The organism is Gordonia otitidis NBRC 100426 (assembly GCF_000248075.1).
Lineage (GTDB): Bacteria > Actinomycetota > Actinomycetes > Mycobacteriales > Mycobacteriaceae > Gordonia > Gordonia otitidis.
On the sequence record NZ_BAFB01000009.1, the window covers coordinates 1 to 23,129 of the forward strand.

At 66.0% G+C, this 23,129-nt stretch carries 24 protein-coding genes and 1 pseudogene; 15 read left to right on the forward strand and 10 right to left on the reverse strand.

Translation table 11 applies throughout. The features are described from left to right. From GOOTI_RS26440 to GOOTI_RS01460, 6 genes are all read left to right on the forward strand, one after another. Positions 1–199 (forward strand): hypothetical protein (locus GOOTI_RS26440; RefSeq protein WP_007236769.1); only part of this gene is annotated, 199 nt, incomplete at its 5' end. Positions 200–232: 33 nt separating this feature from the next. Further along, complete coding sequence (locus GOOTI_RS01440; RefSeq protein WP_233425392.1) at positions 233–721, forward strand: hypothetical protein; 489 nt, start codon at positions 233–235, stop codon at positions 719–721. 89 nt (positions 722–810) lie between these two features. Next, positions 811–2,400 carry a fatty-acid--CoA ligase FadD1 gene (gene fadD1 / locus GOOTI_RS01445; RefSeq protein WP_007236771.1) on the forward strand — a complete coding sequence of 530 codons (1,590 nt, stop codon included), beginning with the start codon at positions 811–813 and terminating at the stop codon, positions 2,398–2,400. Positions 2,401–2,422: 22 nt separating this feature from the next. After that, positions 2,423–3,511 (forward strand): TIGR03857 family LLM class F420-dependent oxidoreductase, encoded by a 1,089-nt coding sequence (locus GOOTI_RS01450; RefSeq protein ID WP_007236772.1) that lies wholly within the window; start codon positions 2,423–2,425, stop codon positions 3,509–3,511. Beyond that, entirely contained in the window at positions 3,508–4,557 is a 1,050-nt protein-coding gene (locus GOOTI_RS01455) for a phosphotransferase family protein (protein ID WP_007236773.1), read from the forward strand. The genes GOOTI_RS01450 and GOOTI_RS01455 overlap by 4 nt, the downstream gene beginning before the upstream one ends. Next, the gene (locus tag GOOTI_RS01460) at positions 4,554–5,588 is read left to right on the forward strand and encodes an NAD-dependent epimerase/dehydratase family protein (protein ID WP_007236774.1); all 1,035 of its coding nucleotides are present in this window, start codon (positions 4,554–4,556) and stop codon (positions 5,586–5,588) included. The genes GOOTI_RS01455 and GOOTI_RS01460 overlap by 4 nt, the downstream gene beginning before the upstream one ends. An 83-nt stretch (positions 5,589–5,671) precedes the next feature. Here the strand turns inward: GOOTI_RS01460 and GOOTI_RS01465 are convergent, their stop codons facing one another. From GOOTI_RS01465 to GOOTI_RS01500, 8 genes are all read right to left on the reverse strand, one after another. Continuing rightward, a complete protein-coding gene (locus GOOTI_RS01465) occupies positions 5,672–6,559 on the reverse strand; it encodes an SDR family NAD(P)-dependent oxidoreductase (RefSeq protein WP_007236775.1) in 888 nt (295 codons plus the stop codon). A 31-nt stretch (positions 6,560–6,590) separates the two neighbouring features. Further along, on the reverse strand, positions 6,591–7,859 hold the full coding sequence (locus tag GOOTI_RS01470) for a hypothetical protein (RefSeq protein WP_007236776.1): 1,269 nt from the start codon (positions 7,857–7,859) through the stop codon (positions 6,591–6,593). Between the two features lie 23 nt (positions 7,860–7,882). Next, positions 7,883–8,425 (reverse strand): Cif family virulence factor, encoded by a 543-nt coding sequence (locus tag GOOTI_RS01475; protein WP_007236777.1) that lies wholly within the window; start codon positions 8,423–8,425, stop codon positions 7,883–7,885. Between the two features lie 66 nt (positions 8,426–8,491). Continuing rightward, positions 8,492–8,692 (reverse strand): ferredoxin, encoded by a 201-nt coding sequence (locus GOOTI_RS01480; protein WP_039993089.1) that lies wholly within the window; start codon positions 8,690–8,692, stop codon positions 8,492–8,494. A 12-nt stretch (positions 8,693–8,704) separates the two neighbouring features. Continuing rightward, positions 8,705–10,054 carry a cytochrome P450 gene (locus tag GOOTI_RS01485; protein ID WP_007236779.1) on the reverse strand — a complete coding sequence of 450 codons (1,350 nt, stop codon included), beginning with the start codon at positions 10,052–10,054 and terminating at the stop codon, positions 8,705–8,707. Next, positions 10,051–10,851 (reverse strand): SDR family oxidoreductase, encoded by an 801-nt coding sequence (locus GOOTI_RS01490; RefSeq protein WP_007236780.1) that lies wholly within the window; start codon positions 10,849–10,851, stop codon positions 10,051–10,053. Before GOOTI_RS01490 ends, GOOTI_RS01485 begins: the two co-directional genes overlap by 4 nt. After that, positions 10,851–12,089: a cytochrome P450 gene (locus tag GOOTI_RS01495; protein WP_007236781.1), complete on the reverse strand. Its 1,239-nt coding sequence runs from the start codon at positions 12,087–12,089 to the stop codon at positions 10,851–10,853. Before GOOTI_RS01495 ends, GOOTI_RS01490 begins: the two co-directional genes overlap by 1 nt. A gap of 83 nt (positions 12,090–12,172) precedes the next feature. After that, positions 12,173–12,760, reverse strand: coding sequence for a TetR/AcrR family transcriptional regulator (locus GOOTI_RS01500; RefSeq protein ID WP_007236782.1), 588 nt, complete (start codon positions 12,758–12,760; stop codon positions 12,173–12,175). Positions 12,761–12,842: 82 nt separating this feature from the next. Here GOOTI_RS01500 and GOOTI_RS01505 point away from each other — a divergent pair, with 82 nt between their 5' ends. The 7 genes and pseudogenes from GOOTI_RS01505 to GOOTI_RS01535 all read left to right on the forward strand — a co-directional run bounded on the left by GOOTI_RS01505 (position 12,843) and on the right by GOOTI_RS01535 (position 19,455). After that, positions 12,843–14,309: an aldehyde dehydrogenase gene (locus GOOTI_RS01505; protein ID WP_007236783.1), complete on the forward strand. Its 1,467-nt coding sequence runs from the start codon at positions 12,843–12,845 to the stop codon at positions 14,307–14,309. Between the two features lie 89 nt (positions 14,310–14,398). Continuing rightward, positions 14,399–15,148, forward strand: a complete 750-nt coding sequence (locus GOOTI_RS01510) for an SDR family oxidoreductase (RefSeq protein WP_007236784.1) — start codon at positions 14,399–14,401, stop codon at positions 15,146–15,148. Then, positions 15,145–16,053, forward strand: a complete 909-nt coding sequence (locus GOOTI_RS01515) for an NAD(P)-dependent oxidoreductase (protein ID WP_007236785.1) — start codon at positions 15,145–15,147, stop codon at positions 16,051–16,053. The genes GOOTI_RS01510 and GOOTI_RS01515 overlap by 4 nt, the downstream gene beginning before the upstream one ends. Further along, complete coding sequence (locus GOOTI_RS01520; RefSeq protein WP_007236786.1) at positions 16,050–16,475, forward strand: carboxymuconolactone decarboxylase family protein; 426 nt, start codon at positions 16,050–16,052, stop codon at positions 16,473–16,475. Before GOOTI_RS01515 ends, GOOTI_RS01520 begins: the two co-directional genes overlap by 4 nt. A gap of 9 nt (positions 16,476–16,484) precedes the next feature. Then, on the forward strand, positions 16,485–17,861 hold the full coding sequence (locus GOOTI_RS01525; protein ID WP_007236787.1) for an alpha/beta hydrolase domain-containing protein: 1,377 nt from the start codon (positions 16,485–16,487) through the stop codon (positions 17,859–17,861). A gap of 11 nt (positions 17,862–17,872) precedes the next feature. Then, positions 17,873–18,502, forward strand: a complete 630-nt coding sequence (locus GOOTI_RS01530; RefSeq protein ID WP_007236788.1) for a PaaI family thioesterase — start codon at positions 17,873–17,875, stop codon at positions 18,500–18,502. Positions 18,503–18,506: 4 nt separating this feature from the next. After that, a pseudogene (locus GOOTI_RS01535) lies at positions 18,507–19,455 on the forward strand (amidohydrolase family protein). 16 nt (positions 19,456–19,471) lie between these two features. Here the strand turns inward: GOOTI_RS01535 and GOOTI_RS01540 are convergent. Then, entirely contained in the window at positions 19,472–19,747 is a 276-nt protein-coding gene (locus GOOTI_RS01540; protein ID WP_039993083.1) for a DUF2277 domain-containing protein, read from the reverse strand. Between the two features lie 82 nt (positions 19,748–19,829). Next, positions 19,830–20,798, reverse strand: a complete 969-nt coding sequence (locus GOOTI_RS01545) for an NADPH:quinone oxidoreductase family protein (protein ID WP_039993084.1) — start codon at positions 20,796–20,798, stop codon at positions 19,830–19,832. Positions 20,799–20,847: 49 nt separating this feature from the next. Here GOOTI_RS01545 and GOOTI_RS01550 point away from each other — a divergent pair, with 49 nt between their 5' ends. Together GOOTI_RS01550 and GOOTI_RS01555 are read left to right on the forward strand one after the other, a co-directional pair. Next, positions 20,848–21,597 (forward strand): class I SAM-dependent methyltransferase, encoded by a 750-nt coding sequence (locus GOOTI_RS01550; protein ID WP_007236791.1) that lies wholly within the window; start codon positions 20,848–20,850, stop codon positions 21,595–21,597. Next, a complete protein-coding gene (locus GOOTI_RS01555; RefSeq protein WP_007236792.1) occupies positions 21,597–23,123 on the forward strand; it encodes an acetyl-CoA acetyltransferase in 1,527 nt (508 codons plus the stop codon). The genes GOOTI_RS01550 and GOOTI_RS01555 overlap by 1 nt, the downstream gene beginning before the upstream one ends. Positions 23,124–23,129 lie beyond the last annotated feature (6 nt).

Here is a 23,129-nt window from a genome sequence, read left to right on the forward strand (position 1 = left end):
TCCCCTACTTCCTGCGCCCGGCCCCGCACCCTTCCCCTACTTCCCGACCCTTCCCCGCGAAACCTCCCACGGAAACGCACAAAACCCACGGAAAGACCCCTTCCCCTACTTTCTGCACGCGGCGCACCCGCCGCGCCGCACCGCCCGCGCCAACCCCCGCCCGCGCCTGGCCCGGTCGGCACACCGCTGGTACCGTTGACCGCATCTGTGACAGAAGGGGCTGGTGGTACCAGTGGGACGAAATCTTCAACGCGCCGTGTTCGCGGCAGGAGCCATTGGGCTGGTGTCGGCGTCGACGCTGCTGACAACGGGCGGCACTGCGCATGCGGCCCCCGCCGTCGATCCGCAGATACCGTCGTCGTCGATCTCGCAGACGCCGAACGCGGGTGTCGCGACCAGCGGTGACATCCCCTTCGCGGCGTTCGTCGCTCCCATCGCCGCGGCATCGCCCGACCCGGACACGCTCCGCGTGTGGCTCGAACCGATGCCGGGCAACGCGTGCACCCAGGCGCTGCGCACGGCTGTCGTCGGGTTCGAGTGGCACAACCGCACGACCAAGCAGAGCGGCACCACGACGTTCCCCGCATGCACGGGCGGCAAGCCGGCACTCAGTCCACCACTGCGAACCGGTGCCGGCTCGATCTCGTTCACCACGAGCGTCGTCGGACAGGGTGGCAACACCTACACACTGAGCCCCGGCAGCGGCACCATCTCGCGCTGAAAGTCCACGTCGAACAGCGTTCGACGACGCCAGTAGACAATTTCGCGAATCTGTACACCTCTTTATGGAACAGGTTCTAGATTTGGCGCATGGCGCAGACCGTGACTGAACTCCTGATCGACCGTGGCAACGACGATTCGCTCGCGATCCTGCACGAGGACCATCGGTGGACCTGGCGCGAGTATCTCGACGACGCACGACGCACCGCGGCCGTGGTCCTCGGGCGCGCCGACCGCGACCGACCGATGCACATCGGTGTGCTCCTCGACAACAGTCCGGCCATGCTCATCGCCCTGGCGGCGGGTGCGCTCGGCGGGTACGTGACGGTCGGAATCAACAACACCCGACGCGGCGCCGCCTTGGCCGGCGACATCGCGCGCGGCGACTGCCAGATCCTGCTCACCGACGCCGAACATTTACCCCTGCTCGACGGCCTCGACCTTCCCGGCGTCGCGGTGATCGACGTGTCGTCGCCCGAGTGGTCGCGACAACTACTCGACGCCGACGAGTTGACTCCGTACTCCGTGCCCACCGCGACCGACCCATTCATGCTCATCTTCACGTCGGGCACGAGCGGCAATCCCAAACCGGTCCAGTTGGCGCACATGCTGATCCCGTTCGCCGGACCACCGCTGGCAGAGCGCTTCGGCATCACCTCCGACGACATCTGCTACCTCTCGATGCCGCTGTTCCATTCCGCTGCACTTCTCGGCGGCTACTGCGTGGCAGCCGTGTCGGGCGCGGCGATGGTGCCCGCGAAGTTCTCGGCGTCGCGCTTCCTCGACGACATCCGACGCTACGGCGCGACGTACATGAACTACGTCGGCAAGCCGCTCGCCTACATCCTCGCCACCCCGGAGCGCACCGACGACGCCGACAACCCGTTGCGTGCCGCGTTCGGGAACGAGGCGTCCGACCGCGACATCGACGACTTCTCGCGGCGTTTCGACTGCCAGGTCTGGGACGGCTTCGGCTCCACCGAGTTGGCCATCATCATCACACGCGAACCGGGCACTCCGCGCGGGTCGGTCGGCAAGGGCTTTCCCGGTGTGGCGGTCTACGACCCCGCAACCGGAACCGAGTGTCCCGCAGCCGAATTCGACGACACGGGCGCACTCACCAACGCCGACGACGCGATCGGGGAGATCGTCAACACCTCCGGCGCAGGCATGTTCACCGGCTACTACAACGATCCGACCACGACATCGGAACGACTCCGCGACGGTATGTACTGGTCGGGCGACCTGGCCTACCGTGACGCCGACGGCTGGCTCTACCTCGCCGGTCGTACCGGAGACTGGATGCGTGTCGACGGCGAGAACATGACCGCGGGCCCCATCGAGCGCATACTGCTGCGACTCCCCGATATCAGTCAGGTCGCCGTGTACGGGGTGCCGGACGAGCAGGTCGGCGATGCGGTCATGGCCGCTGTCATCCTCACCGACGACAGTTCGCTCACCCCTTACGAGTTCGCTGAATTCCTTGCCGCACAACCCGATCTGTCGCCGAAGGCATGGCCCCGGTATGTCCGGATAGCCGACGATCTGCCGACGACTGCCACCAACAAGATCGTCAAACGACAACTCAAGAAGGAAGGCGTGGACGCCGGCGACGGCACGCTCTGGGTGCGAGAGCCGCGCTCGACCGACTACCGGTCGAGCGCTCCGGCGGGCGTCTGACGGATACGGGTCGGCGTCGACCATGCTCTCCGAACTCGGCTATTACGCGCTGTCGCGGCATCCGGTCGCCCCCGCCCGGCTCGTCGAGGAGGCGGCGTTGGCCGAAAGCATCGGACTCGGTACTGCTTTCGTCTCCGAGAGATTCAACATCAAGGATGCCGCCGTGCTCAGCGGTGCACTCGGCGCGGCGACCAAGCGAATGGGGATCGCGACTGCCGCGACGAATCACAACACACGACATCCGATCATCACCGCCACGATGGGCGCGACCCTCGCCGAGTTGACCAACGACCGGTTCGCGTTGGGGCTCGGTCGGGGTATCGCCGCCCAGTGGCAGGTTCTCGGCATCGATGAGGTGACTAGCGCACAGCTAACCGACATCGTCGACGTGTTGCGCCGACTCTGGCGCGGCGAGATGATCCTCGGACATACCGGACCGGCTGGCTCGTATCCCCTGCTCAATCTCGGTGCCGCCGTCAACGACGTTCCGATTCTGCTGGTGACCATGAGCCGTCGCACACTGGAACTGGCCGGTCGCATCGCCGACGGGGTCGTCCTGCACACGTTCCTCGGTGACGCCGCGACGTCGGAAGCCGTCGCCACGGTCAGGGCGTCAGCCGAGCGCGCGGGGCGCGACCCCGCCGCGATCCGGATCTGGTCGGTCATCGCGACGGTCGGCGACGAGCTCTCCGAGGAGGACCGCCTGCGTAGGCTCTACGGCCGCCTCGCCACGTATCTGCAGGGCTACCCGGATGTGCTCATGCGGGCAAACCAGTGGAACACCGACGATCTCGACCGGATTCGCGCGACGACTGCCTTCTCCGGGGCCACCGGACCGATCGATGCCACAGCTACCGTCGAGCAACTCGCCGAACTCGCACACGTCATTCCCCCGCACTGGGTGGCCGACTCAGCCGTCGGTTCGGCCGAGAACTGTGCGGCAGCCGTTGCTCATCAATTCGACCTCGGCGTCGACTCCGTGGTGCTCCACGGCGCGACACCGAGCGAGTTACAGCCGGTGGTGAGCGCCTATCGTACACTCCGGTCCCCTGATCACCGCGAACTGCCCGCCAATCCGGGTCTCATGACAGCACGAGGAGCAGACCTGTGAGCACCCCGCTACCCACCGGAATCCCCACGGACGTCGACGGTCTGAGTCCCGAATGGCTCACCGAACTCTTCGCCGCACACGGCCACGACGACGCGCGAGTCGTCGACGTCGAGGCCGCACCCGTCGGCACCGGCCAGATGGCCAGTTCGTATCGGCTGGCCCTGCGCTACGCACAACCATGCGGGCTTCCCGACACGATGGTCGCCAAGCTCGCGACCGGTCCCGTCGAACAGCGCGAATTCGGTTCCGGCGCCTTCCGCAACGAGGTCCGCTTCTATCAGGAACTCGTCTCGACCTTCCGCGTGCCGACGCCCTCGGCGTTCGCGGCGGTCTCATCCGAATCCGGAAGCGAGTTCGTCCTGCTGCTCGAAGACATCGCCGACGCACGCCAAGGCGACCAGATCGCCGCATGCTCCCCCGACCAGGTGCGTGCGGTCGCCATCGCAGCCGCGGGCCTGCACGGCCCACGCTGGAACGACGCGTCACTCCTCGACGACTTTCCGCTACCGACCCCGACCGACTGCGACCTGATGGAGTCGCTACTCGAACCGATGGCGGACGTGTACCGCGCCCGGTGCGAACTCACCGGCCCGCAGTCGGCCACCGTCGACGCGATGATCCGCGACGCGGCACCGTGGCTGCGGAGGGCTCCCGAGCACTTCGCGCTCATCCACGGAGACCTCCGCGTCGACAACGTGATGTTCCGCGACGACGGCTCGTTGTCGATACTCGACTGGCAGACGATCACCACCGGACATCCGATGCGCGACATAGCGTTTCTCCTCGCGACCAGCCTGACGACCGAGGATCGCCGCGCGCACGAACGAGACATCGTCGCCGCATACCACCACGCACTGCACAACCCGAACTACACACTCGACGCGTGTTGGCGCGACTACATCGGCAACCTCATCCAGGCCCCGCTGATCATCGTCTTCGGCGCCGCGGCGGCGCAGCCGACCGAACGAGGTGACGCGATGTTCCGGGTGATGCTCGACCGAACGGCTGCAGCGTTTGCCGATCTCGCCCCGGAGCGTCTGCGATGACGAGCCTTGTCATCGGTGCGAGCGGATTTCTCGGTTCGACGCTCACGCGCCGGCTCGTCGCGTCGGGCGAGAAGGTACGCATCCTGGTTCGCGCCACCAGCGACACGCGCGCGACCGACGACCTCGACGTCGAGCGTCGTGTGGGCGAGCTGAACCACGCCGACGTGGTCGCGGAGGCGATGTCGGGATGCACCGACGTCTATCACTGCGTTGTCGACACAAGGGCCTGGCTGCTCGACCCCGCTCCGCTGTATGCGACCAATGTCGAGCTCCTTCGCTCGGTGCTGGAGATTGCAGCGCGAATGCCGCTGCGCCGCTTCGTCTTCACCAGCACCATGGCCACGATAGGTGTCCCGGTGTCGGGGGTCGCAGACGAATCGACCGAGTTCAATTGGGAACGACGAGCAACCGACTACGTGAGATCACGCGTCGCGGCCGAACGCCTCGCACTCGGATACGCGCACGAGCACGAGGTACCCGTCGTGGCGATGTGCGTGTCGAACACCTACGGCGCGGGTGACATCGCTCCGACCCCGCACGGGTCGTTCGTCGCGGGCGCCGCACTCGGCAAGCTACCGTTCGGCATACGTGGAATGCGATGCGAATCGGTGGGAATCGACGACGCCGCACAGGCGCTCATCCTCGCCGCGGAACACGGGCACAACGGTGAACGCTATATCGTCTCGGAACGGTCGATCGATCTCGGAGAGGTCATCCGGATCGCTGCTGCAGCCGCGGGACGTAGACCGCCGCGCCCGGTCCTCGGCCGCGCCGCGCTCTATGCCGCCGGCGCAGCGGGATCGGCGATGTCGACACTATCGCGATCCCCCGGACGACTCCGCATCGGAACGGTCCGCCTCATGCACTGCATTCCGGAGATGAGTCACGACAAGGCCGTTCGCGAACTCGGTTGGCATCCGCAGCCGGTCACCGAGGCCATCGCCGAGGGTGCCCGGTTCTGGGTGGACCGCGCCGCGCGGCGTCGATCGGCAGCATCGACCCCCGGCTCCGTAGAACGTCGACTCACCTGAGAGCCGCCTAATCCCGGTCCCAGACACTGCGGGTCGCCGGTATGGGATGTGTCGGTATCGGTGCACCCGGCACGAGCTGACGGTCACTTCAGGAGCAGGCCCGCGAGCTCGACCAAGCTGTACGGCCCGGAGTCCTTGTGGTCGCGATAGGCGACGAAGGTCGGTTGAGCGGGTTCGTATCGTCCGATGAAGCCACCCGACGCCGTGAAGATCTGTCCGGTGATGTCGGCAGCGGCGTCGCTTGCGAGGAAGGTGTAGAGCGGGGCCACGTACTCCGGTGGCGCGGGATCGAGCGCGGCGTCGCGGGTGAACTCGTCGAGGATTCCGCGCTCATGCAGGCGTTCGATGTGTCGAATGTAGTCCGGTCCCGAAGACAATCGCGACTTCGCGCCGGGCATCACCACATTGATGCGCACACCGGAGCCCTTGAGATCCCCTGCCGCGGCAAGTGCCAGCGCATTGACGCCTCCCTTGGCCGCGGGGTAGCCGCTACCGCCGAAGGTCCCGAGCGACGCCGCCGATCCCGTCAGCACGATCGATCCGGCCTGCTGCTCGACGAACACCCGGGCCGCGGCCTGCGTGAGGAAGAAGGCGCTCATCAGATGCGCGTCGACCTGTTCGCGGAACTCGTCGACTCCGATGGTGAGTACCGTCGACCCCGGCGGCTCCGCGATGCCTGCACAGTTGACGGCGACGTCGAGTGCGCCGAACGTGTCGAGCGCCGTCGTGACCATCCGTTCGGCGACGCCCTCGTCACCCGCAGACCCACAGACCCCCACCGCGTATCCGCCGCCGCCGGTGATCTCGGTGACGGTGTCGTCGACCGCGGACTTGTCACGACCGTTGACCACCAGCGAGACACCGCGCCCGGCAAGGGCATACGCCACTTCCAGACCGATTCCTCGGGTCGACCCCGCGATGATCGCGACCCGTCCGGACAGGTGCGCGTCGATCGGCACGTCTGCGGGCATCAGGCGGCGTCATCCACGCGACGCGCTGACATCAGACCGGACTGCCGATCGGAGTGATGGGCAACGAACGACCCCTGTCGACGAACTCCCACGATGCGCCGGAGCTGAATCGCGCGATGGCGACCTCGCCACTCTCCGGATGCACGTCGTCGGTCTGCGCGAACGTCACCTCGAGCAGGTCGCCGGTGTCGGTGGCCGCGTCGACAGCCCAGTGCGCATCCACTCCTGTCGCAATGGCCGAGAGCGGTTCGAGGTGATCGACGTCGAACAGGCTCAGCCAGCCACCGTCCGATTGCGCGTCGGAGTGGTGCGGAATGCGCAACAGCACACCATCGTCGACGACTTCTGCGGTTACGCCGGTGTACTGCACGGGGCCCAGCACCGGGATGAGCGAGAGCACGGTGGCAAGCCCGTCCGCGCCGGGTGACAGTCGTAGAGCAGATCGCAGACGGTCCGCAGCGAGTCCCGCGATCCCGGTCAGTTGTTTGCGATAGATCTCGTCGACCTGCTCGACGCCGTGCGCGTATCGCCGAAGCGAGACGAGGAAGCCGAGCGCGAGCAGCTGATGTTGCAATGCGACCTCTTCCGCGATTCGGACGAGAGCGGAGTGTGACCACTCGCGGAACTGCAGGTCGTCGCAGAGATCTCCGCGGTAGTCGACGCGGCCGTCGGTCGCGGCGGTGTCGATAGCACTCAGCTCCACCGAAGCCGCACGCCTGGTGAACATCTCCTCCGCATCCGGCGGCAACGGAAGCTCGTCCCGATCCGGTTCGATCGTCACCGTCCACGCACAATGCGGATGCTGATCGGCGGGCCTGCGGGGTGGCCGATGAACTGGCCGGATACGGGCACGACGATTCGTCGCGATCGCGGTGGCGTCGAATGTCGGATCCTCGATGTCGTGACACATCGCGGTGACGTAGTCGTCACCGAGTGGCTCGACGTCCATCAGTGCACCACAGTGATTGAGCACGAACGAGCCGTGGTAGTCGTCGTCGATCTCGTAGCGGAAATCCATGAACTGCGGTGGCGCACCGATGTCGAGCTGAAGACACTTGAACATGTCGGCGACGCCGTCGCCGTCGACGCCGAGCGCCTCACGCATCCGATGCGTGTACACCGGACTCGAGGCCATCCATTCCTCGATCGCGACCTGCGCCATCGTCTCCCGCCCGAAAGCGCTGATGAGATGCGCCATTCCGCTGCGGTCGATCAGTTGTCCCGACAGCAGTAGTTCGGGCACGAGGACGGCGAGTTGCTGCTGGGTGAGATCCGAGTACGTGTGGGCTGTTGGCGTCATCGTCGACGGTGTCTTCTCTTCGGTCACCAGAACTCGACCGGCGCTTTGCCGAAGGGGTACCAGCCCGGTTGATCTCCGGTCGCCTTCTCGATCCGCTTGAGCATCCCGTCGCTCATCGCATTGTCCTTGAGCAGCTCGATGAACAATGCCGAGACGTTGCCGTAGTCGAAGAAGTCGCGCTGCCAACGGAACTGGAAGTCGCCACCGTACTTGAACCAACTTCCCTGGATGCCTTCGAGTGCGTAGTTGGTGCCGTCCTCACGCTTGCGCTCGTAGACCTGCTTCCAGAAACCGATCATCGAACCCGTCCGGTCGTCGATCACCCACTCCTGATACGGATAGGTCCACCCCTCGAGTCCCTCCATCTCCTGCCCGAGCGCGATGTCGCGGATCTCGTCACGGCCGATCGCCATGAAGTCCTTGTCGGGACCGTAGTTCCACCCGTATGTCGCGTCCTCGGTGTAGAAGTCGGCGAGCGGTGTCCAGTCCCCCGCCTTCTCGGCCTCGATGTTCGCCGCGAGCCACCGGTCCTTCATCTCTTCGAGTTCGGCCCTGTCGAATGCCATCACGTCACCCCTTCTCGCTGTCTGTGTCATGCGTCGCCACCTGTTCTCACTCGTCGCTGTCGGTATTCACTCATCGCTGTCGTCGACGATGCGCAATGCCTGTGTGGGGCAGTACTGCACTGCCGCCTCCACCTCTGCGCGTTTGCTCTCGTCCGGCCGAGGGTCGAGGATCTCGACGTGATCGACCTCGGCCTCGAAGATGTCCGGTGCTTCCATCTGACACATGCCGTGACCCTGGCAGATGTCGAGATCAACCTCGATACGCATGCGCGTCACCTCTTACTTCTGCCGCCTGCGATAGGTCACCCAGCATGGCTGCTGCAGTTGCACGACCATCTTCGAGTGGTCGTTGCGGTAGGTGTCCGAGGGTTGCGACATCTCGAACTCGTAGTTCTGGAAGAGCACCGAGAAGATCGCCTTGAGTTGCATGATCGCGAATTGCGCTCCTACGCAACGGTGTCTGCCTGCCCCGAAGGGGATCCACGTCCACCGATTCGCGAGGTCTTCCTGACGCGGCTTCTCGTACCGGTCGGGGTCGAAGACGTCGGGATTCGGGAAGTCGTCGGGTAGCCGGTTGGAGACGGCAGGCGACACCGCGATCGTCTGACCCTTCCGCACCTCGAAGTCCTCGATCTGGAAATCCTGCTGCACGAGACGCATCAGGATGATCAGGGGTGGATGTAGCCGCAGCGCCTCTTTCAAGGCGTTCTCCAACTGCGGCATCTGCCGGGTGTGGGCAAATGTGTACTCGGGTCGCTCGGCCGCGGGTGTGTCGCCGTAGATCTCGTCGAGTTCGTCGTACACCCGCCTCATGTAGTCGGGATTGCGCAGCAACTCGATCAGGGTCCAGGCCGCTGTGCCCTGGGTGGTGTGGTGCCCGGCGAACATCATGGAGATGAACATCCCGGTGATGGTGTTCGCGTCGAATCCGACCTGGATGAGCACATCCATGAGGTCGCGATCCTCTTTGTCCTCGGTGGGATGCGCGATGCGCTCGTTCATCACACCCTGGATGAAGTCGACGAGTTCGGCCCGCGCCGCGTCGCGTTTGCGGAAACTGTCGATGTCGGCGTACATGTCCACGTACGCAATCGGATCGGTCCCCTTCTCGAGATCGTGGAACAACTCCGACACGCGCTTGTCGAGTTGTTCACGGAACTTGCGCCCGATCAGGCACGCCGACGAGGTGTAGAGCGTGAGCTCGCCGAAGAACTCCAGCAGGTCGATCTCGCCCTCGTCGCCCCACCGCGAGATGATGCGTTCGACCTCGTTGGGGATCGTCACCGCATGCTGCTTCATGTGCGGGCCCTTGAGCGCAGCGTTGTGGATCGCCTTGGACCGTTCCTCGGGACTGGCGTCGAAGACCACTCCCTCGCCGAAGACCGGTGTCATGAAGGGATAGGCCGCTGCCTGATCGAGATCCTCCTCTGGCGCACGGAAGAAGTCCTCGTTGGCCGCGGCACCGGAGACCAGGACCACTTCGCGGTCGGCGAGCTGGAACTGCCCGACGTCGCCGCACTCGTCGCGTACGCGCCAGAACAGGCCGATCGGATCGGCCGCGAGCTCGTCGAGGTGTCCGTGCTCACCGTCGCCCCCTGACACCCGCTTGGGCGTTGTCAGTGTGGTCATTTCGTGTCTCCTTCGCCGCTCTTGTCACGTGGGATCGCGCCTTCGGCCTCCACCTCGACGACACGCATGTGGGCACCACGTGGCATGCCGACGATGGCAGAGATCGCCTGAGCGATGTGCTCGGGCGCAAGGAAATTGCCGTGCCTGGCCAATCCGTGGGTGATCCACGAGTTGAGCATCTTCTCCATGACGTCGGGCGCGAGGTTGAAACCCATACCCGTGATGGTCTGGCCCGGCCGAATGATGCTGGCTCGTACGCCGGTTCCCTCGAGTTCGAGTTGCGCGGTGGCGACCAGACCGTCGACCCCCGTCTTCGCAGCGACGTACGCCGAGGACCACGGACGCGGGTGCACCGCGACGTCGGATCCGATGAAGACGAAGTCGCCGCGACCGCGCTCGATCATGCCCGGCACGATCGTGCGGTAGAGCCGGTGCGCCCCGACGAGGTGGATGTCGATCTGAGAGGCGAAGTCGGCCTCGCTCATCTCGTAGGACAGCCCGATGTCGAGGTCGCCCGCGCCGGCGACCGCGATCTCGATCGGGCCCAGAGCCGCCTGTGCCTTCGCCACGCAGTCACGTACCGACGCCTCGTCGGTGACGTCGAGCGGCACGGCGACAGCCTCTCCGCCATCGGCGGCGATCCGGTCGGCCAGTTCCTGGAGCTTGTCGACGCGTCGCGCCGCGAGAGCGACGGGATGGCCGGCGGCAGCGAGGTATTCGGCGGTCGCCGCTCCGATACCCGACGACGCTCCGGCAACCAGGACCGGACGTCGTTCGGGGTGGGGGATGTAGGCCATCAGCGCACCGTCACTGTCACTGGGAGGGAAGCGAATCCGCGAACGTTCACCGAGTGCACACGCTCGGCATTCGCCATGTCGATATCGACCGCACGGATGGACCGAACCACTTCGGCGAGACCGATGTTCGCTTCGAGTCGCGCGAGATGTGCGCCGAGACAGAAGTGTGCGCCCATACCGAAACTCATCAACGCCTGGCTGCAGTCGCGGCCGATCTGATACGACGACGCGTCGTCGAACACGGTCTCGTCGCGATTGGCCGAACCGACGAGGAGCAGGACGCGATGGCCCTCGGGAATGACATGGTCGCCGTAGGAGACGTCGGCGGCCACCTTGCGTAACACCATCTGCGTCGAATTGTCGTAGCGCAGTGTTTCTTCTGTCCACTGCGGGACCGCCTCGGGGTCGGCGAGCACCTTGGCGAGTTGGTCGGGATTGCGCCATCCCCAATACAGCGCGTTGGCAAGGAGTTTGGTGGTCGTCTCATTACCCGCGACCACCATGAGCACCATGAAACCGACGATCTCGTCCTCGGTCAGGGTCGCCTTCTCTCCCGTCTCGTCGTCGTCGATCTCCGCCGTGATGAGCGCGGAGACGAGGTCGTCGCCGAGGTTGTTGCGCCGTTCGGCGATCAGCGCCGAGTAGTACTTGTGCAACTCGATGTAGGCGTACACAGCTGCTTCCGGGATGTCGAGGACGCCCTCCTCACGGTGGAGCAACAGATCCGACTGAGTCCGCAGGAATGCGCGATCGGATTCGGGCACCCCGAGCATCTCCGAGACGACGTCCATCGGCAGCAACCCGGCGAAGTCGGCGACATAGTCGAACTCGCCCTTGTCCAGGCAGGCGCTCCAATGATGGTGTGTCAGTGCGGTGATGCGGCCGGCGAGGTCGTTGACCCGGCGCGGGGTGAAACCTTTCGAGACGAGCTTGCGGATGCGCATGTGCTTGGGATCGTCCATCGCGAGGAACGACATCGACTTGTGCGCGTCGGGACCGTAGGACGACGGGTCCATCGAGACACCCCACGCATTCGACAGGTTCACGCTGTCACGAAACGCCGTGCGCACGTCGTCATGGCCGGCGAGCGCCCAGAAATCCAAGTCGGAGTTGTAGTACACGGGAGCCTCGGCGCGCAACCGCGCGTACGTCGGGTAGGGGTCCTCGTGGAAGTCGTAGGCGTAGGGGTCGAAGGGGATCCGCTGCTGCATCCCCGCGACCGTTGCGGTCTCGGTCATCGATGAACCTCCATTGACGATGTGTGCATACCTCGCGCGGAACACCGCGGGTCACGACTGTGGCCCGAGCGTCCCACCGGGTACTAGGACCTGGCCGACAAAATCAGTCGGGCTGCGGCGACGAGTCGTTCGGATGTCTGTTCGTAGCTCAGGTGCCCCATGCCCGCATGGACAAGACCTCCCGCGTAGAGCATCTCGAGTGCGTCGACGACCGGGCCCGGACGCTCGACGTCGACCTCGAGAGCCTGCGCGAGCCGGGTACGGATGAACCCGCCGATCCGCAGCCGGAGGTGCTCGACGTCGGGGTCGGTGCCGAGTAATGCGACGGTGACGGCGCCGCCGAGCTGCCCTTCACCCGCGACCACCAGTGAGACGTTCCGCAGGATCTCGGCGACACGATCTTCGGGAGACAAAGCCATGTCGACCTCGGGGATGCCCTCGGCGAGTCGGCGCCAGAACACCTCTGCCACAAGGTGACTCTTCGACGAGAAGTAGGTGTAGGCCGTCGCGGGCGCGACTCCCGCCCGCTTGGCGACCGCGCGGACGGTGAGACCGTCGAACCCCTCGGCATTGAGTACCTCGACCGCGGCATCCGTCAACTTCGCGACTGTCTCGGCCTGCTGGGCGGACAGTCGGCGACGGGTGGATTCCTGCGACACGGGGCTGGACATGTGACCGACGCTACACTAGGTTTGAACGCGAGTCCAGACACCTGTCCAGATAGTCTTCCAGTAGTCATCGGAGTCCCATTCCATGTCTCTTCGTCCAGCATCAGCGTCGGATCTACTGATCGACGGCAAACTCACCCCCGGTACCGGCGGTGTCTTCGACATCGTCAACCCCGCAACAGAGGAGGTCATCGGCCAGGCGGCCGATGCGACCGCCGACGACATGGACGCGGCGATCGCCGCCGCACGCCACGCCTTCGACACGACGAGCTGGTCGCGCGACGCGGGATTCCGCGCGCACTGCCTGCGGCAACTACGCGACGCACTTCTGCGCCACACCGACGAACTGCGGGAGCTCACCGTCGCCGAGGTCGGTTGCCCCGTCTTCCTGACCCACGGCCCCCAACTCGAGGGACCGATCAACGACCTCGGATACTTCGCCGACCTCGCCGAGAAATACACGTGGACGCACGATCTCGGCGAAGCGAAACCCATGGGAATCAAGAACACACGCGAGGTCCGCAAAGAGGCCGTCGGCGTAGTCGGCGCCATCACTCCGTGGAACTTCCCGCATCAGATCAACTTCGCCAAGATCGGACCTGCACTCGCCGCGGGCTGCACCGTCGTTCTGAAACCCGCGCCCGACACACCCTGGTGCGCCGCGCTCGTCGGGAAGGTGATCGCCGAGGAGACCGATTTCCCACCGGGCGTGGTCAACATCGTGACATCGAGTGATCACGCATTGGGCGCACAGCTGTCCACCGATCCGCGGGTCGACATCGTCTCGTTCACCGGATCGACGGCAACCGGCAAGAAGGTGATGGCGTCGGCCGCCGAGTCACTCAAGAAGGTCTTTCTCGAACTGGGCGGAAAGTCGGCGTTCATCGTGCTCGACGACGCCGACCTCGCGTCGGCCGTCTCGATGGCCGCGTTCGCCGTCGTGACCCACGCGGGCCAGGGCTGCGCGATCACCACCCGACTCGTGGTCCCACGTGAAAAGCTCTCGGAGGCAACAGCCTTGGCCCGCGACTCCATGTCGGGTTTCGCGGCCGCGGACCCCGCCGATCCCGGAACGATCTGCGGCCCGGTGATCTCCGCGAGACAGCGCGAGCGCGTCGAGTCCTACATCGAACTCGCACAGACCGAGGGAGGGACCATCGAGGTCGGTGGCGATCGCCCCGCAGACAAGGACAGGGGATTCTTCGTCTCCCCCACCCTCATCTCCGGACTCGACAACTCGTCACGCACCGCGCAGGAGGAGATCTTCGGCCCCGTGCTCGTGATCCTCCCCCACGACGGCGACGACGACGCCATCCGTATCGCCAACGACTCCCCGTACGGCCTGTCGGGAGCCGTATGGGGCACCGATCGCGCGCGCATCAACAGGGTCGTCGACGGGGTCCGCACCGGAACCATGTCGATCAACGGCGGCATCTGGTACTCGGCTGACGTCCCCTTCGGCGGATACAAGCAATCGGGCATCGGCCGAGAGATGGGCGTCGCAGGCTTCGAGGAATACCTGGAGACCAAGGCCATCGCTGAGCCCGCCTGATCGCGACGGGCCGATCTCCCGGTGCATGTCGGTCGGCGCAGGAACCACACCCGAACAGCAAGCAGCACACTGAGACAGAAAGCAGTTCAATGACATCCGAACGAACAGCCACACGATTCACCGATCGCACCTACATCGTCACCGGAGCCGCGGGCGGCATCGGCGAGGCGTATGCACGCGGCCTGGCTGCGGAGGGTGCGAACGTCGTGATCGCCGACCTCAACGACGAGGCGGGCGAGAAGGTCGCAGCCGACATCGGCGGGCGCTACGTCCACACCGATGTCTCCGACCCCGAGTCGGCGCAGGCTCTCGCGGCCGCGACCGTCGACGCGTATGGAAACATCGACGGCCTCGTCAACAACGCCGCGATCTACGGCGGCATGAAACTCGACTTCCTCATCACCGTCCCGTGGGACTACTACAAGAAATTCATGAGCGTCAACCTCGACGGTGCACTCAACGTGACCCGCGCGGTCTACGGCCACATGCGCAACGGCGGCGCGATCGTCAACCAGTCATCCACGGCCGCGTGGCTGTACAGCGGGTTCTACGGGCTCGCGAAGGTCGGCGTCAACGGACTCACGCAGCAACTCGCCACCGAACTCGGGGGCCAGAACATTCGCGTCAACGCCATCGCGCCGGGGCCGATCGACACCGAGGCGACGCGTGAGACGACCCCGAAGGAGATGGTCGCCGACATCGTGAACCGGCTGCCGCTCAAGCGTTTCGGTCAGCCAGAAGACCTGGTCGGCATGTGCCTGTTCCTCCTGTCCGACGAGGCGAGTTGGGTCACCGGTCAGATCTTCAACGTCGACGGCGGGCAGGTCATCCGCTCATGAGCACCGACACAGCGCACGACGAGGCTCACCCCGCCGGTCCCGTCGTGCGGCTCGGCTACGTCGGGCTCGGCAACATCGGTGGACCCATGGCCGGACGACTCGCGAAATGGCCTGGCGGACTGACGGTTTTCGATCTCGCCCCCGATGCTGTCGCGAAGGTGGTCGATCAGGGCGCACACGCGGCGTCATCGCTGTCGGAACTCGCGTCGTCGTCGGACGTCATCGGGGTCTGTGTGCGCGATGACGACCAGGTCCGCGCCGTGGTGACCGGCGACGGCGGCCTGCTCACGGGCGCAGCGCCCGGCACCGTGGTCACAGTCCACTCGACTATCAGTCCGCAGACCGCCCTCACCCTGGCCGCCGAGTGCGCCGAACACGGCGTGACGCTCCTCGACGCGCCCATCTCCGGCGGCGCCCCCGGCGCGGAACAGGGTCGGCTGGCCGTCATGGTGGGCGGTCCCCGTGAGGCGTATCTGCGGTTGACGGAACCGTTCGCGTTGACCGCGGACATGGTGGTGCACGCGGGAGAGCAGGTCGGGGCGGGCACGCGGATGAAGCTCGCACGCAATCTGCTGCACTTCATCTCGTTCGCGGCGACCGCCGAAGCCTCACGTCTGGCCGACGCCGCGGGCATCGACGTCGCCGAACTCGGCAGGGTGGTCCGACACACCGACGCCATCACCGGGGGCGCCGGGGCGATCATGCTGCGCGACTCCACGGCACCGATCGATCCCGACGACTTCTGGTACGGCATCTTCACGCACGTCCGCGAGCTCGGCGAGAAGGACCTCTCACTGGCGCTCGATCTCGGCGGCGAGCTCGACGTCGATCTACCACTGGGGACACAGGCACTCACCGACCTGGCAACCGGTCTCGGTGTGCCACATCGCGAAGGAGAGAAATGACCGACGTCGACGACACCGCTGTCGGTAACGACGCGGAATCCGGCGCGCCCACCGATGCGCAGACCGCACAGCGCAAGCGCGGTCTGGACCTGATGTCGCAGGTCTACGGATGGGAGATGTCCGACGGACCCGGCCTGCACTTCGCGCACACCGCTGACCAGCTCTTCGCGGAGGTCTGGTCACGACCTGCACTGAGCATTCGCGATCGACGACTCGTCCTGCTCGGTGCCCTCGCGGCGACCGGTCAGATCGACGTCGCGGAGATCCAGGCGGGCGCAGCACTCGGCAACGAGGAGCTGACCCCTGAGCAACTCGAGGAGATCGCGTTGTTCCTCTGCTACTACGTCGGGTGGCCGCTGGGAACGAAGATGAACATGATGTTCGGCCAGGTGATCAACAAACATCGCAAGTCGCAGCGCTAGCCTCGGAGAATGGCGCAACCCATCACGTTCCGCAAACTCACCGGCGGGGCCGGTCACACGAGTGTCATGTCTGCGTCGCCCGGCCCGGACCTCGCAGGTCGCGGATACTCCGAACACGAGTACGCGGCGAGCGGTATCGCGCGGCGCTTCGTCGAGACACCGGACGGTGGTCTCGACGGCGTCGACACCGCACCGTTCACGACGCGCATCCTGGTGCGTCGACCCGACGCGGCACAGTTCAACGGTCACGTCCTCGTCGAGTGGTTCAACGTCAGCAGCGGGGCCGACTCCGCGCCCGAATACACCTATGTCGCCGAGGAACTCATCCGTTCGGGCACGGCGTACGTGGGGATCTCCGCGCAGTACACGGGCGTCGCGGGCGGGCGTGATTCTGTCGATCTCGAGACAACGGGCGCGGGAACAGCGGGCGTACAAGGCGATTCGTTGGAGGGCAAGGACCCCGAACGCTATGCGGGCATGCAACACCCCGGCGACGCCTACAGCTACGACATGTTCGGATCGATCATCACTGCGCTGCGCAACACCACCGGGGAGCCGAGTCCGCTTGCGGGACTCGATGTTCGCTGGGTGATCGCCGCAGGCGAATCGCAGTCGGCGATGGCACTGACGACCTACGTGAATCTGATTGCCACAGTGCACGAGTCGATAGACGCCGCACTGATCCACTCTCGACCTCTCGGGCAACTACCACTCGGCGATGCAGGCGGGCCGATCGACATCTCGTCTGCCTACCAGGAACCGCCACGTCAGATCTCCGACGATGCCGGGATACCGGTGTTCGTGGTGCAAACCGAAACCGACGTCCTCACCGATTTCCGATACATCGAAGCCAGACAACCGGATTCGGAGCTCTTCCGTGCGTGGGAGGTGGCCGGGACATCACATGCCGACATCGTCCAGATCGGCGAGTTCGAAGACCTCCTCGGCTGTCCGTCACCGGTCAATCGCGGTCAGCAGGTATTCGTGCTCCGTGCAGCGGTCGCGCACCTGCGGGCTTGGATCGAGGACGGCACCCCACCCCCGACTGCCCAGCCGCTCGACGTCGATCCCACCTCTGTGCCACCCCGGTACATGCGTGACGAGGTCGGAAACGTGCGCGGAGGCGTCCGCACCCCATGCGTCGACGCGCCCACCGAAGTACTCAGCGGAGTCGTCACCGGCGACGTGCCCCGCATCTGTGTGCTCTTCGGCTCGACCACGCGACTGCCCGACACCACACTCGCCTCGCTCTACCCCACCCCAGCCGACTACCTGCTCGCCTACGAGAAAGCGACCAGCGACGCCATCGCGCGCGGGGTGATCTGCGCGGCCGACAGGGACGACGTCCTCGCTGACGTGCGGCCCGTCACGCCATCACCGACCTAGGAGATCAGCTCGTGGACTTCACCCTGGAAGACATTCCCGACGACGAGATCGCCCGCCGCCGCGCGGTTTTCGAGCCGCTGGTGGCGTCGGTGCGCGACCTCGTCGACGCCGTCATCCGCACCGAGGTCGACGACGACGTGATCGCCGATGCCCGACGTACGGTGGCGGATGTCGTCGACACCCTGCGCGCCCGGCAGATGGACGGCTCCTACGGTGTGCGTTACACCAGCGACCTGGTGGGGATGGCATGGGGAAACGCGGTGATGGGGATGCGCAACGCGATCGCGCCACCGGTGCATTCGGAGCCCGACGGACGCGGCGTGCGCGCGACATTCACGCTCGGCGCCGCCTATGAGGGACCACCCGGTCACGTCCACGGTGGTGTCTGCGCGCTCGTCCTCGACCAGGTCCTGGGCGAGGCAGCCGCGGTCGACAACGAGGCCAGCTACACCGGCACGATCGAGTTCCGCTATCTGCGACCTACCCCGTTGGGGCGGTTGGTCGCTCGTGCGGAGATCGTCGAACGTGTCGGCCGCAAGAAGACGGTGCGCGGCACGCTGTCGGATGCCGAGGGTGTCACCGTCGAGGCCGAAGGTCTGTTCATCGTGCCCAAGGACCCTCCGACAGTGGGCGTACGGTGATCCTGTGACCGATCCAGCGCACTCGAACGCCGCTCACGACCACGACACTCCTCCGGCCCCGTTCACGGCCGCCGAGGCCGCAGCGGTTCGGCAGTTCTGGCTCAGCTTGGGTTTGCCCGGGATCATCGACGTGCACACCCACTTCATGCCGCGTCGCGTGATGGACAAGGTGTGGGCGTACTTCGACTCGGTCGGACCGCTACTCGGGCGCGAATGGCCGATCACCTACCGCGCTGACGAGGACGTGCGCGTGTCGGCGTTGCAGGCGTTCGGGGTTCGTGCCTACTCGTCGATGATCTATCCGCACAAGCCGAATATGGCCGAGTGGCTCAACGGCTGGGCCGTCGACTTCGCCGCTCACCATCCCGACTGCCTGCACACCGCGACGTTCTATCCGGAGCCCGACGCGGCGTCGTACGTCTCGACGGCGATCGAGCGCGGCACGCGAGTCTTCAAGTCGCACATCCAGGTCGGCGACTACTCGCCCCTCGACCCGAGCCTCACCGGCGTGTGGGCGCAGATCGCCGACTCACGCGTGCCCGTGGTCATCCACTGCGGGTCCGGCCCGGCGCCCGGCCGTTTCACCGGTCCAGAGCCGATCGCAGCACTGCTCCGGCAGTTTCCCTCGCTGCCGTTGATCGTCGCACACATGGGAACCCCGGAATTCGGCGCGTTCCTCGATCTGGCCGACACGTACGAGAACGTCCGGCTCGACACAACCATGTCGTTCACCGACTTCTCCGAACAGGGCGCACCGTTCCCCGTCGAACTCCGGCCGCGGCTGGTCGACCTCGGCGACAAGATCCTGTTCGGCAGCGACTACCCGAACATCCCGTATCCCTACACCCGAGGCGCTCGACGCGCTGGTGCGACTGGAGCTCGGCGACGACTGGCTGCGCGGCGTGCTCTACGAGAACGCTGCCGCACTGTTCGGAGTCGGCAGCGCCGCGTAGCGACTCGTCGACGGGATCAGTCGGTATGCGACGCCGCGATGCGGGCCCGGACCTCGGGACGACGCAGCGGGGGCACCGTCTTGGGAGGTTGTCGACGTTCCGGTAGCGCGTCGAGCAGCGTTTCGGTCGCTGCCGTGACCGCCGCGACGGCCGCCTCGAACGCGTCGGAATTCGCTGCAGACGGGTGTCGGATTCCGCTCACCTTGCGCACGTACTGACGCGCTGCCGCCTCGACCTCGTCGTCGGTCGCCGGTGGCTCGAGGCCACGCAGCTCGGTGATGTTGCGACACATGGCGGATCCTTCCTGTGGTCTCGACGAGCTGGGTGGTCTCGACGGGCTGGGGTCCCGACGAGCTCGACCGGCGTCTCGCAGCTCAGTCAGCGATGTGCACGACCGCCTTACCCAGGATCCGTCCCTCGGACAGATCCGTCAACGCCTGCGAGAGGTCGGCGAGTGGATACCGCACGCTCACCGGTGGGCGCAGACCCGCCTCGATCATCTCGGTCAGTTCGTCGTGCAGCAGTGCCGGCACGTCGGGGTGAGTGCGGACGTACTCGCCCCACGCGGCACCGACCACGGCGATGTTGCGAAACAGGATACGGTTGAGCTTGACCGTCGGAATGCCGCCGGCGGCGAAACCGATCACCACGTACCGACCGTCGGGTGCGACCTGGCGCAGCGCTTCGTCGAACACGTCTCCGCCCACGGGATCGATCATCACGTCGACGCCCTCCGGGGCGAACTCCTTGAGCCGGTCCCCCCAGCCGTCGGACAGCTGCACGACGTGGTCTGCGCCCAGTTCTCGCAGCATCTCCTCAGCACCCGTTCGGTGGACGATCGCGACGACCCTGGCGCCCATGGCCTTCGCGACGAGAATCGAGGCGACGCCGACGCCGCCGGCGGCGCCGAGCACCCCGACGACCTCGCCGGGCGCCGTCTGCGCGCGCAACTTGAGCGCGAACAGCGCGGTCTGGAAGTTGATGCCCATCGCGGCGCCCTCGTCGAACGACAACTCGTCGGGCATCCGCAGCAATTGTTCCGGCGCCGCCGTGACCTGCTCGGCGAATCCGCCGACGATCGATGCGACCAGTACGCGATCGCCCGCGGCGAAGCCCGAGTCGGCCGGCGCTTCGCGAACCACACCCGCGACCTCGGTCCCCGGCGTGAACGGAAGGGGCAGCCGCAACTGGTACTTGCCCTGACTCATCAGGAGGTCGGGGAAACACACGCCGCACGACTTGATGTCGACGAGTACCTGACCGTCGGCGGGCGTAGGATCGTCGACCTCGGTCAACTGCAGACCATTGGGACCGGACTCTTCGGTGAGCACCTGTGCTTTCATGCTGCCAACCCTACGCGGAGCGAACGCTCGTACGGTTAGGATCTGTGACATGAGCGCACCATCGGCGTCACAACCGACGTCAGCCCCGTCCGACGCCCGGCGCCAAGTCGCCGACGACACCCCCGGCTTCATGCCTCTCGATGAAGCACAAACACTCTTCGAGATCGCCGGAGAGTACCTCTCCCAACAGGATTCGACGAAGCTCGGTATCGAGATCGGTACGTACTGCGGCAAGTCGACGGTGTTCCTCGGCGCGGCAGCCGAACCACTCGGCGCGACCATCGTGACCGTGGACCACCATCGCGGTTCCGAGGAGCACCAGCCCGGCTGGGAATACCATGACCCGACGCTCGTAGACCCCCACACCGGCACCCTCGACACGGCGGCACGATTCCGGCGCACCATGTTCGACGCCGATCTCGAGAACACCGTGATCGGGATTCTCGCACCCTCCACGGTCGCGTCACGTATCTGGGGTTCGCCCGCCGACTTCGTGTTCATCGATGGCGGCCACTCCATGACGGCCGCACAGAACGATCTCGACGGTTGGGCGCCGTGGGTACGGATCGGAGGCGCCCTGCTCATCCACGACGTCTTCCCCGACCCCGCCGACGGCGGACGACCGCCCTACGAGATCTATTGCCAGGCACTCGCGAGCGGCGAGTTCACCGAGGTGCGCGTCGAGGGTTCGCTGCGAGTGCTCCGCCGCGACAGCGGCGAGGTCGGGAAACCCGTGTCGCGCAGCGACTCCAGAGAACCCCTGTCGCGCGGCGACGTCGGGAACAGCCGATCACGCTGATGCACATCGATCCCCACACGCCGGTCATCATCGGCGTCGGCCAGGCGGGCGATCGCATCGACACCCCCGACTACCGTGCGTGGTCGAGTGTCGATCTGGGGTCCGCTGCCACGCGCGCCGCGCTGGACGACACCGGCGCCCCTGCCACCGTTGCCGAGTGCGTCGACGTCATCGCGGCCGTTCGCGAGATGGAGAACATGCCGCACGTTCCCAGCCCGCTGGGACGATCCGACAACTATCCGCGATCGGTGGCACGTCGTGTCGGCATGACCCCGGAGCGGGCGCTCCTGGAGGTCGTCGGTGGGCAGTCACCGCAATCGCTGGTCACCGAACACGCAGAGGCGATCGCCGCGGGTGAGGCTCGCTGCGTGCTCGTCGTCGGGGCCGAAGCCACCTCGACCGCGCGGTATTTCGCCGACCGCGACGACCGGCCCGACTTCGGGGAAGAGGTGGGTGGCCAACTCGACGACCGAGGACCTCGTTTCGAGGACTTCATCGACATGACGATGATCCGACATCGGCTGACATCGATGCCGGTGGCGTACGCGCTGGCGGAGAACGCGCGACGCCGCAGGCTCGGTACGACCGTCGACGAGCATCGTCGTGCCATGGGTCGTCTGTTCGCGCCGTTCACCGAGGTCGCGGCGGCCAATCCGTTCGCGGCGTCGCCGGTGGTCCGCGCCGTCGACGAGCTGGCGACGATCACCGACGCCAATCGCGTTATCGCACAGCCGTATCCGCGACTGGTGGTCGCCCGCGACCTCGTCAACGTCGGCTCGGCGATCATCCTCACGTCGGTGGCGAACGCCTCGTCGATGGGGATACCGCGCGACCGATGGGTTTTCCTGCACGGTCACACCGACCTCCACGAGCAGGCCCTTCTTGCCCGGGCCGACATCGGCGCGAGTCCGGCCGCGGCGATGGCGACGTCCGGTGCGCTCGACATGGCCGGTGTCGGAGTCGACGACCTCGCAACCGTCGATCTCTACAGTTGTTTCCCGATCCCCGTCTTCAACGTCTGCGACGCACTGGGATTCGACGCCGACGCACCGACGGGGTTGACGGTGACCGGGGGCCTTCCGTTCTTCGGCGGCCCCGGCCACAACTACTCGAGCCACGCGATCGTCGAGACCGTCGAGCGGCTTCGGGCACGGCCCGGCGCGTTCGGGCTCGTGGTGGCCAACGGCGGCATCATGAGCAAGACGTCGGTCGGCGTCTATTCGACCACGCCTGCCGGTTGGGTGCCGCGCGCCGATCGGCGACTACAGGGCCGAGTCGACGCCGAGAAGTCGCTGTCCGTGGCCGAATTCTTCACGGGGCCAGCAACTCTGGAGACCTACACGGTCGACCACACGAAGCGCGGTCCGATCGGTGTCGTCGTCGCGACAACACACGACGACCACACCCGCGTAGCGGCGCTCAGCTCCGACGACGCACTGCTGGCCGCTCTCGAGTCGGGCGACCCGTTCGGCGCCGAGGTGATGATCGAGGCCGGCGAGGGCGCCAACAGCGCGCGGCTCGTCTGACTGTGA

Excerpts from the sequence above, each read along its gene's own strand:
- fadD1 (WP_007236771.1), top strand. The coding sequence starts at position 811 with ATGGCGCAGACCGTGACTGAACTCCTGATCGACCGTGGCAACGACGAT.
- GOOTI_RS01450 (WP_007236772.1), top strand. The coding sequence starts at position 2,423 with ATGCTCTCCGAACTCGGCTATTACGCGCTGTCGCGGCATCCGGTCGCC.
- GOOTI_RS01460 (WP_007236774.1), top strand. The coding sequence starts at position 4,554 with ATGACGAGCCTTGTCATCGGTGCGAGCGGATTTCTCGGTTCGACGCTC.
- GOOTI_RS01465 (WP_007236775.1), bottom strand. The coding sequence starts at position 6,559 with ATGCCCGCAGACGTGCCGATCGACGCGCACCTGTCCGGACGGGTCGCG.
- GOOTI_RS01470 (WP_007236776.1), bottom strand. The coding sequence starts at position 7,859 with ATGACGCCAACAGCCCACACGTACTCGGATCTCACCCAGCAGCAACTC.
- GOOTI_RS01475 (WP_007236777.1), bottom strand. The coding sequence starts at position 8,425 with ATGGCATTCGACAGGGCCGAACTCGAAGAGATGAAGGACCGGTGGCTC.
- GOOTI_RS01480 (WP_039993089.1), bottom strand. The coding sequence starts at position 8,692 with ATGCGTATCGAGGTTGATCTCGACATCTGCCAGGGTCACGGCATGTGT.
- GOOTI_RS01485 (WP_007236779.1), bottom strand. The coding sequence starts at position 10,054 with ATGACCACACTGACAACGCCCAAGCGGGTGTCAGGGGGCGACGGTGAG.
- GOOTI_RS01490 (WP_007236780.1), bottom strand. The coding sequence starts at position 10,851 with ATGGCCTACATCCCCCACCCCGAACGACGTCCGGTCCTGGTTGCCGGA.
- GOOTI_RS01495 (WP_007236781.1), bottom strand. The coding sequence starts at position 12,089 with ATGACCGAGACCGCAACGGTCGCGGGGATGCAGCAGCGGATCCCCTTC.
- GOOTI_RS01500 (WP_007236782.1), bottom strand. The coding sequence starts at position 12,760 with ATGTCCAGCCCCGTGTCGCAGGAATCCACCCGTCGCCGACTGTCCGCC.
- GOOTI_RS01505 (WP_007236783.1), top strand. The coding sequence starts at position 12,843 with ATGTCTCTTCGTCCAGCATCAGCGTCGGATCTACTGATCGACGGCAAA.
- GOOTI_RS01510 (WP_007236784.1), top strand. The coding sequence starts at position 14,399 with ATGACATCCGAACGAACAGCCACACGATTCACCGATCGCACCTACATC.
- GOOTI_RS01515 (WP_007236785.1), top strand. The coding sequence starts at position 15,145 with ATGAGCACCGACACAGCGCACGACGAGGCTCACCCCGCCGGTCCCGTC.
- GOOTI_RS01520 (WP_007236786.1), top strand. The coding sequence starts at position 16,050 with ATGACCGACGTCGACGACACCGCTGTCGGTAACGACGCGGAATCCGGC.
- GOOTI_RS01525 (WP_007236787.1), top strand. The coding sequence starts at position 16,485 with ATGGCGCAACCCATCACGTTCCGCAAACTCACCGGCGGGGCCGGTCAC.
- GOOTI_RS01540 (WP_039993083.1), bottom strand. The coding sequence starts at position 19,747 with ATGTGTCGCAACATCACCGAGCTGCGTGGCCTCGAGCCACCGGCGACC.
- GOOTI_RS01545 (WP_039993084.1), bottom strand. The coding sequence starts at position 20,798 with ATGAAAGCACAGGTGCTCACCGAAGAGTCCGGTCCCAATGGTCTGCAG.
- GOOTI_RS01550 (WP_007236791.1), top strand. The coding sequence starts at position 20,848 with ATGAGCGCACCATCGGCGTCACAACCGACGTCAGCCCCGTCCGACGCC.
- GOOTI_RS01555 (WP_007236792.1), top strand. The coding sequence starts at position 21,597 with ATGCACATCGATCCCCACACGCCGGTCATCATCGGCGTCGGCCAGGCG.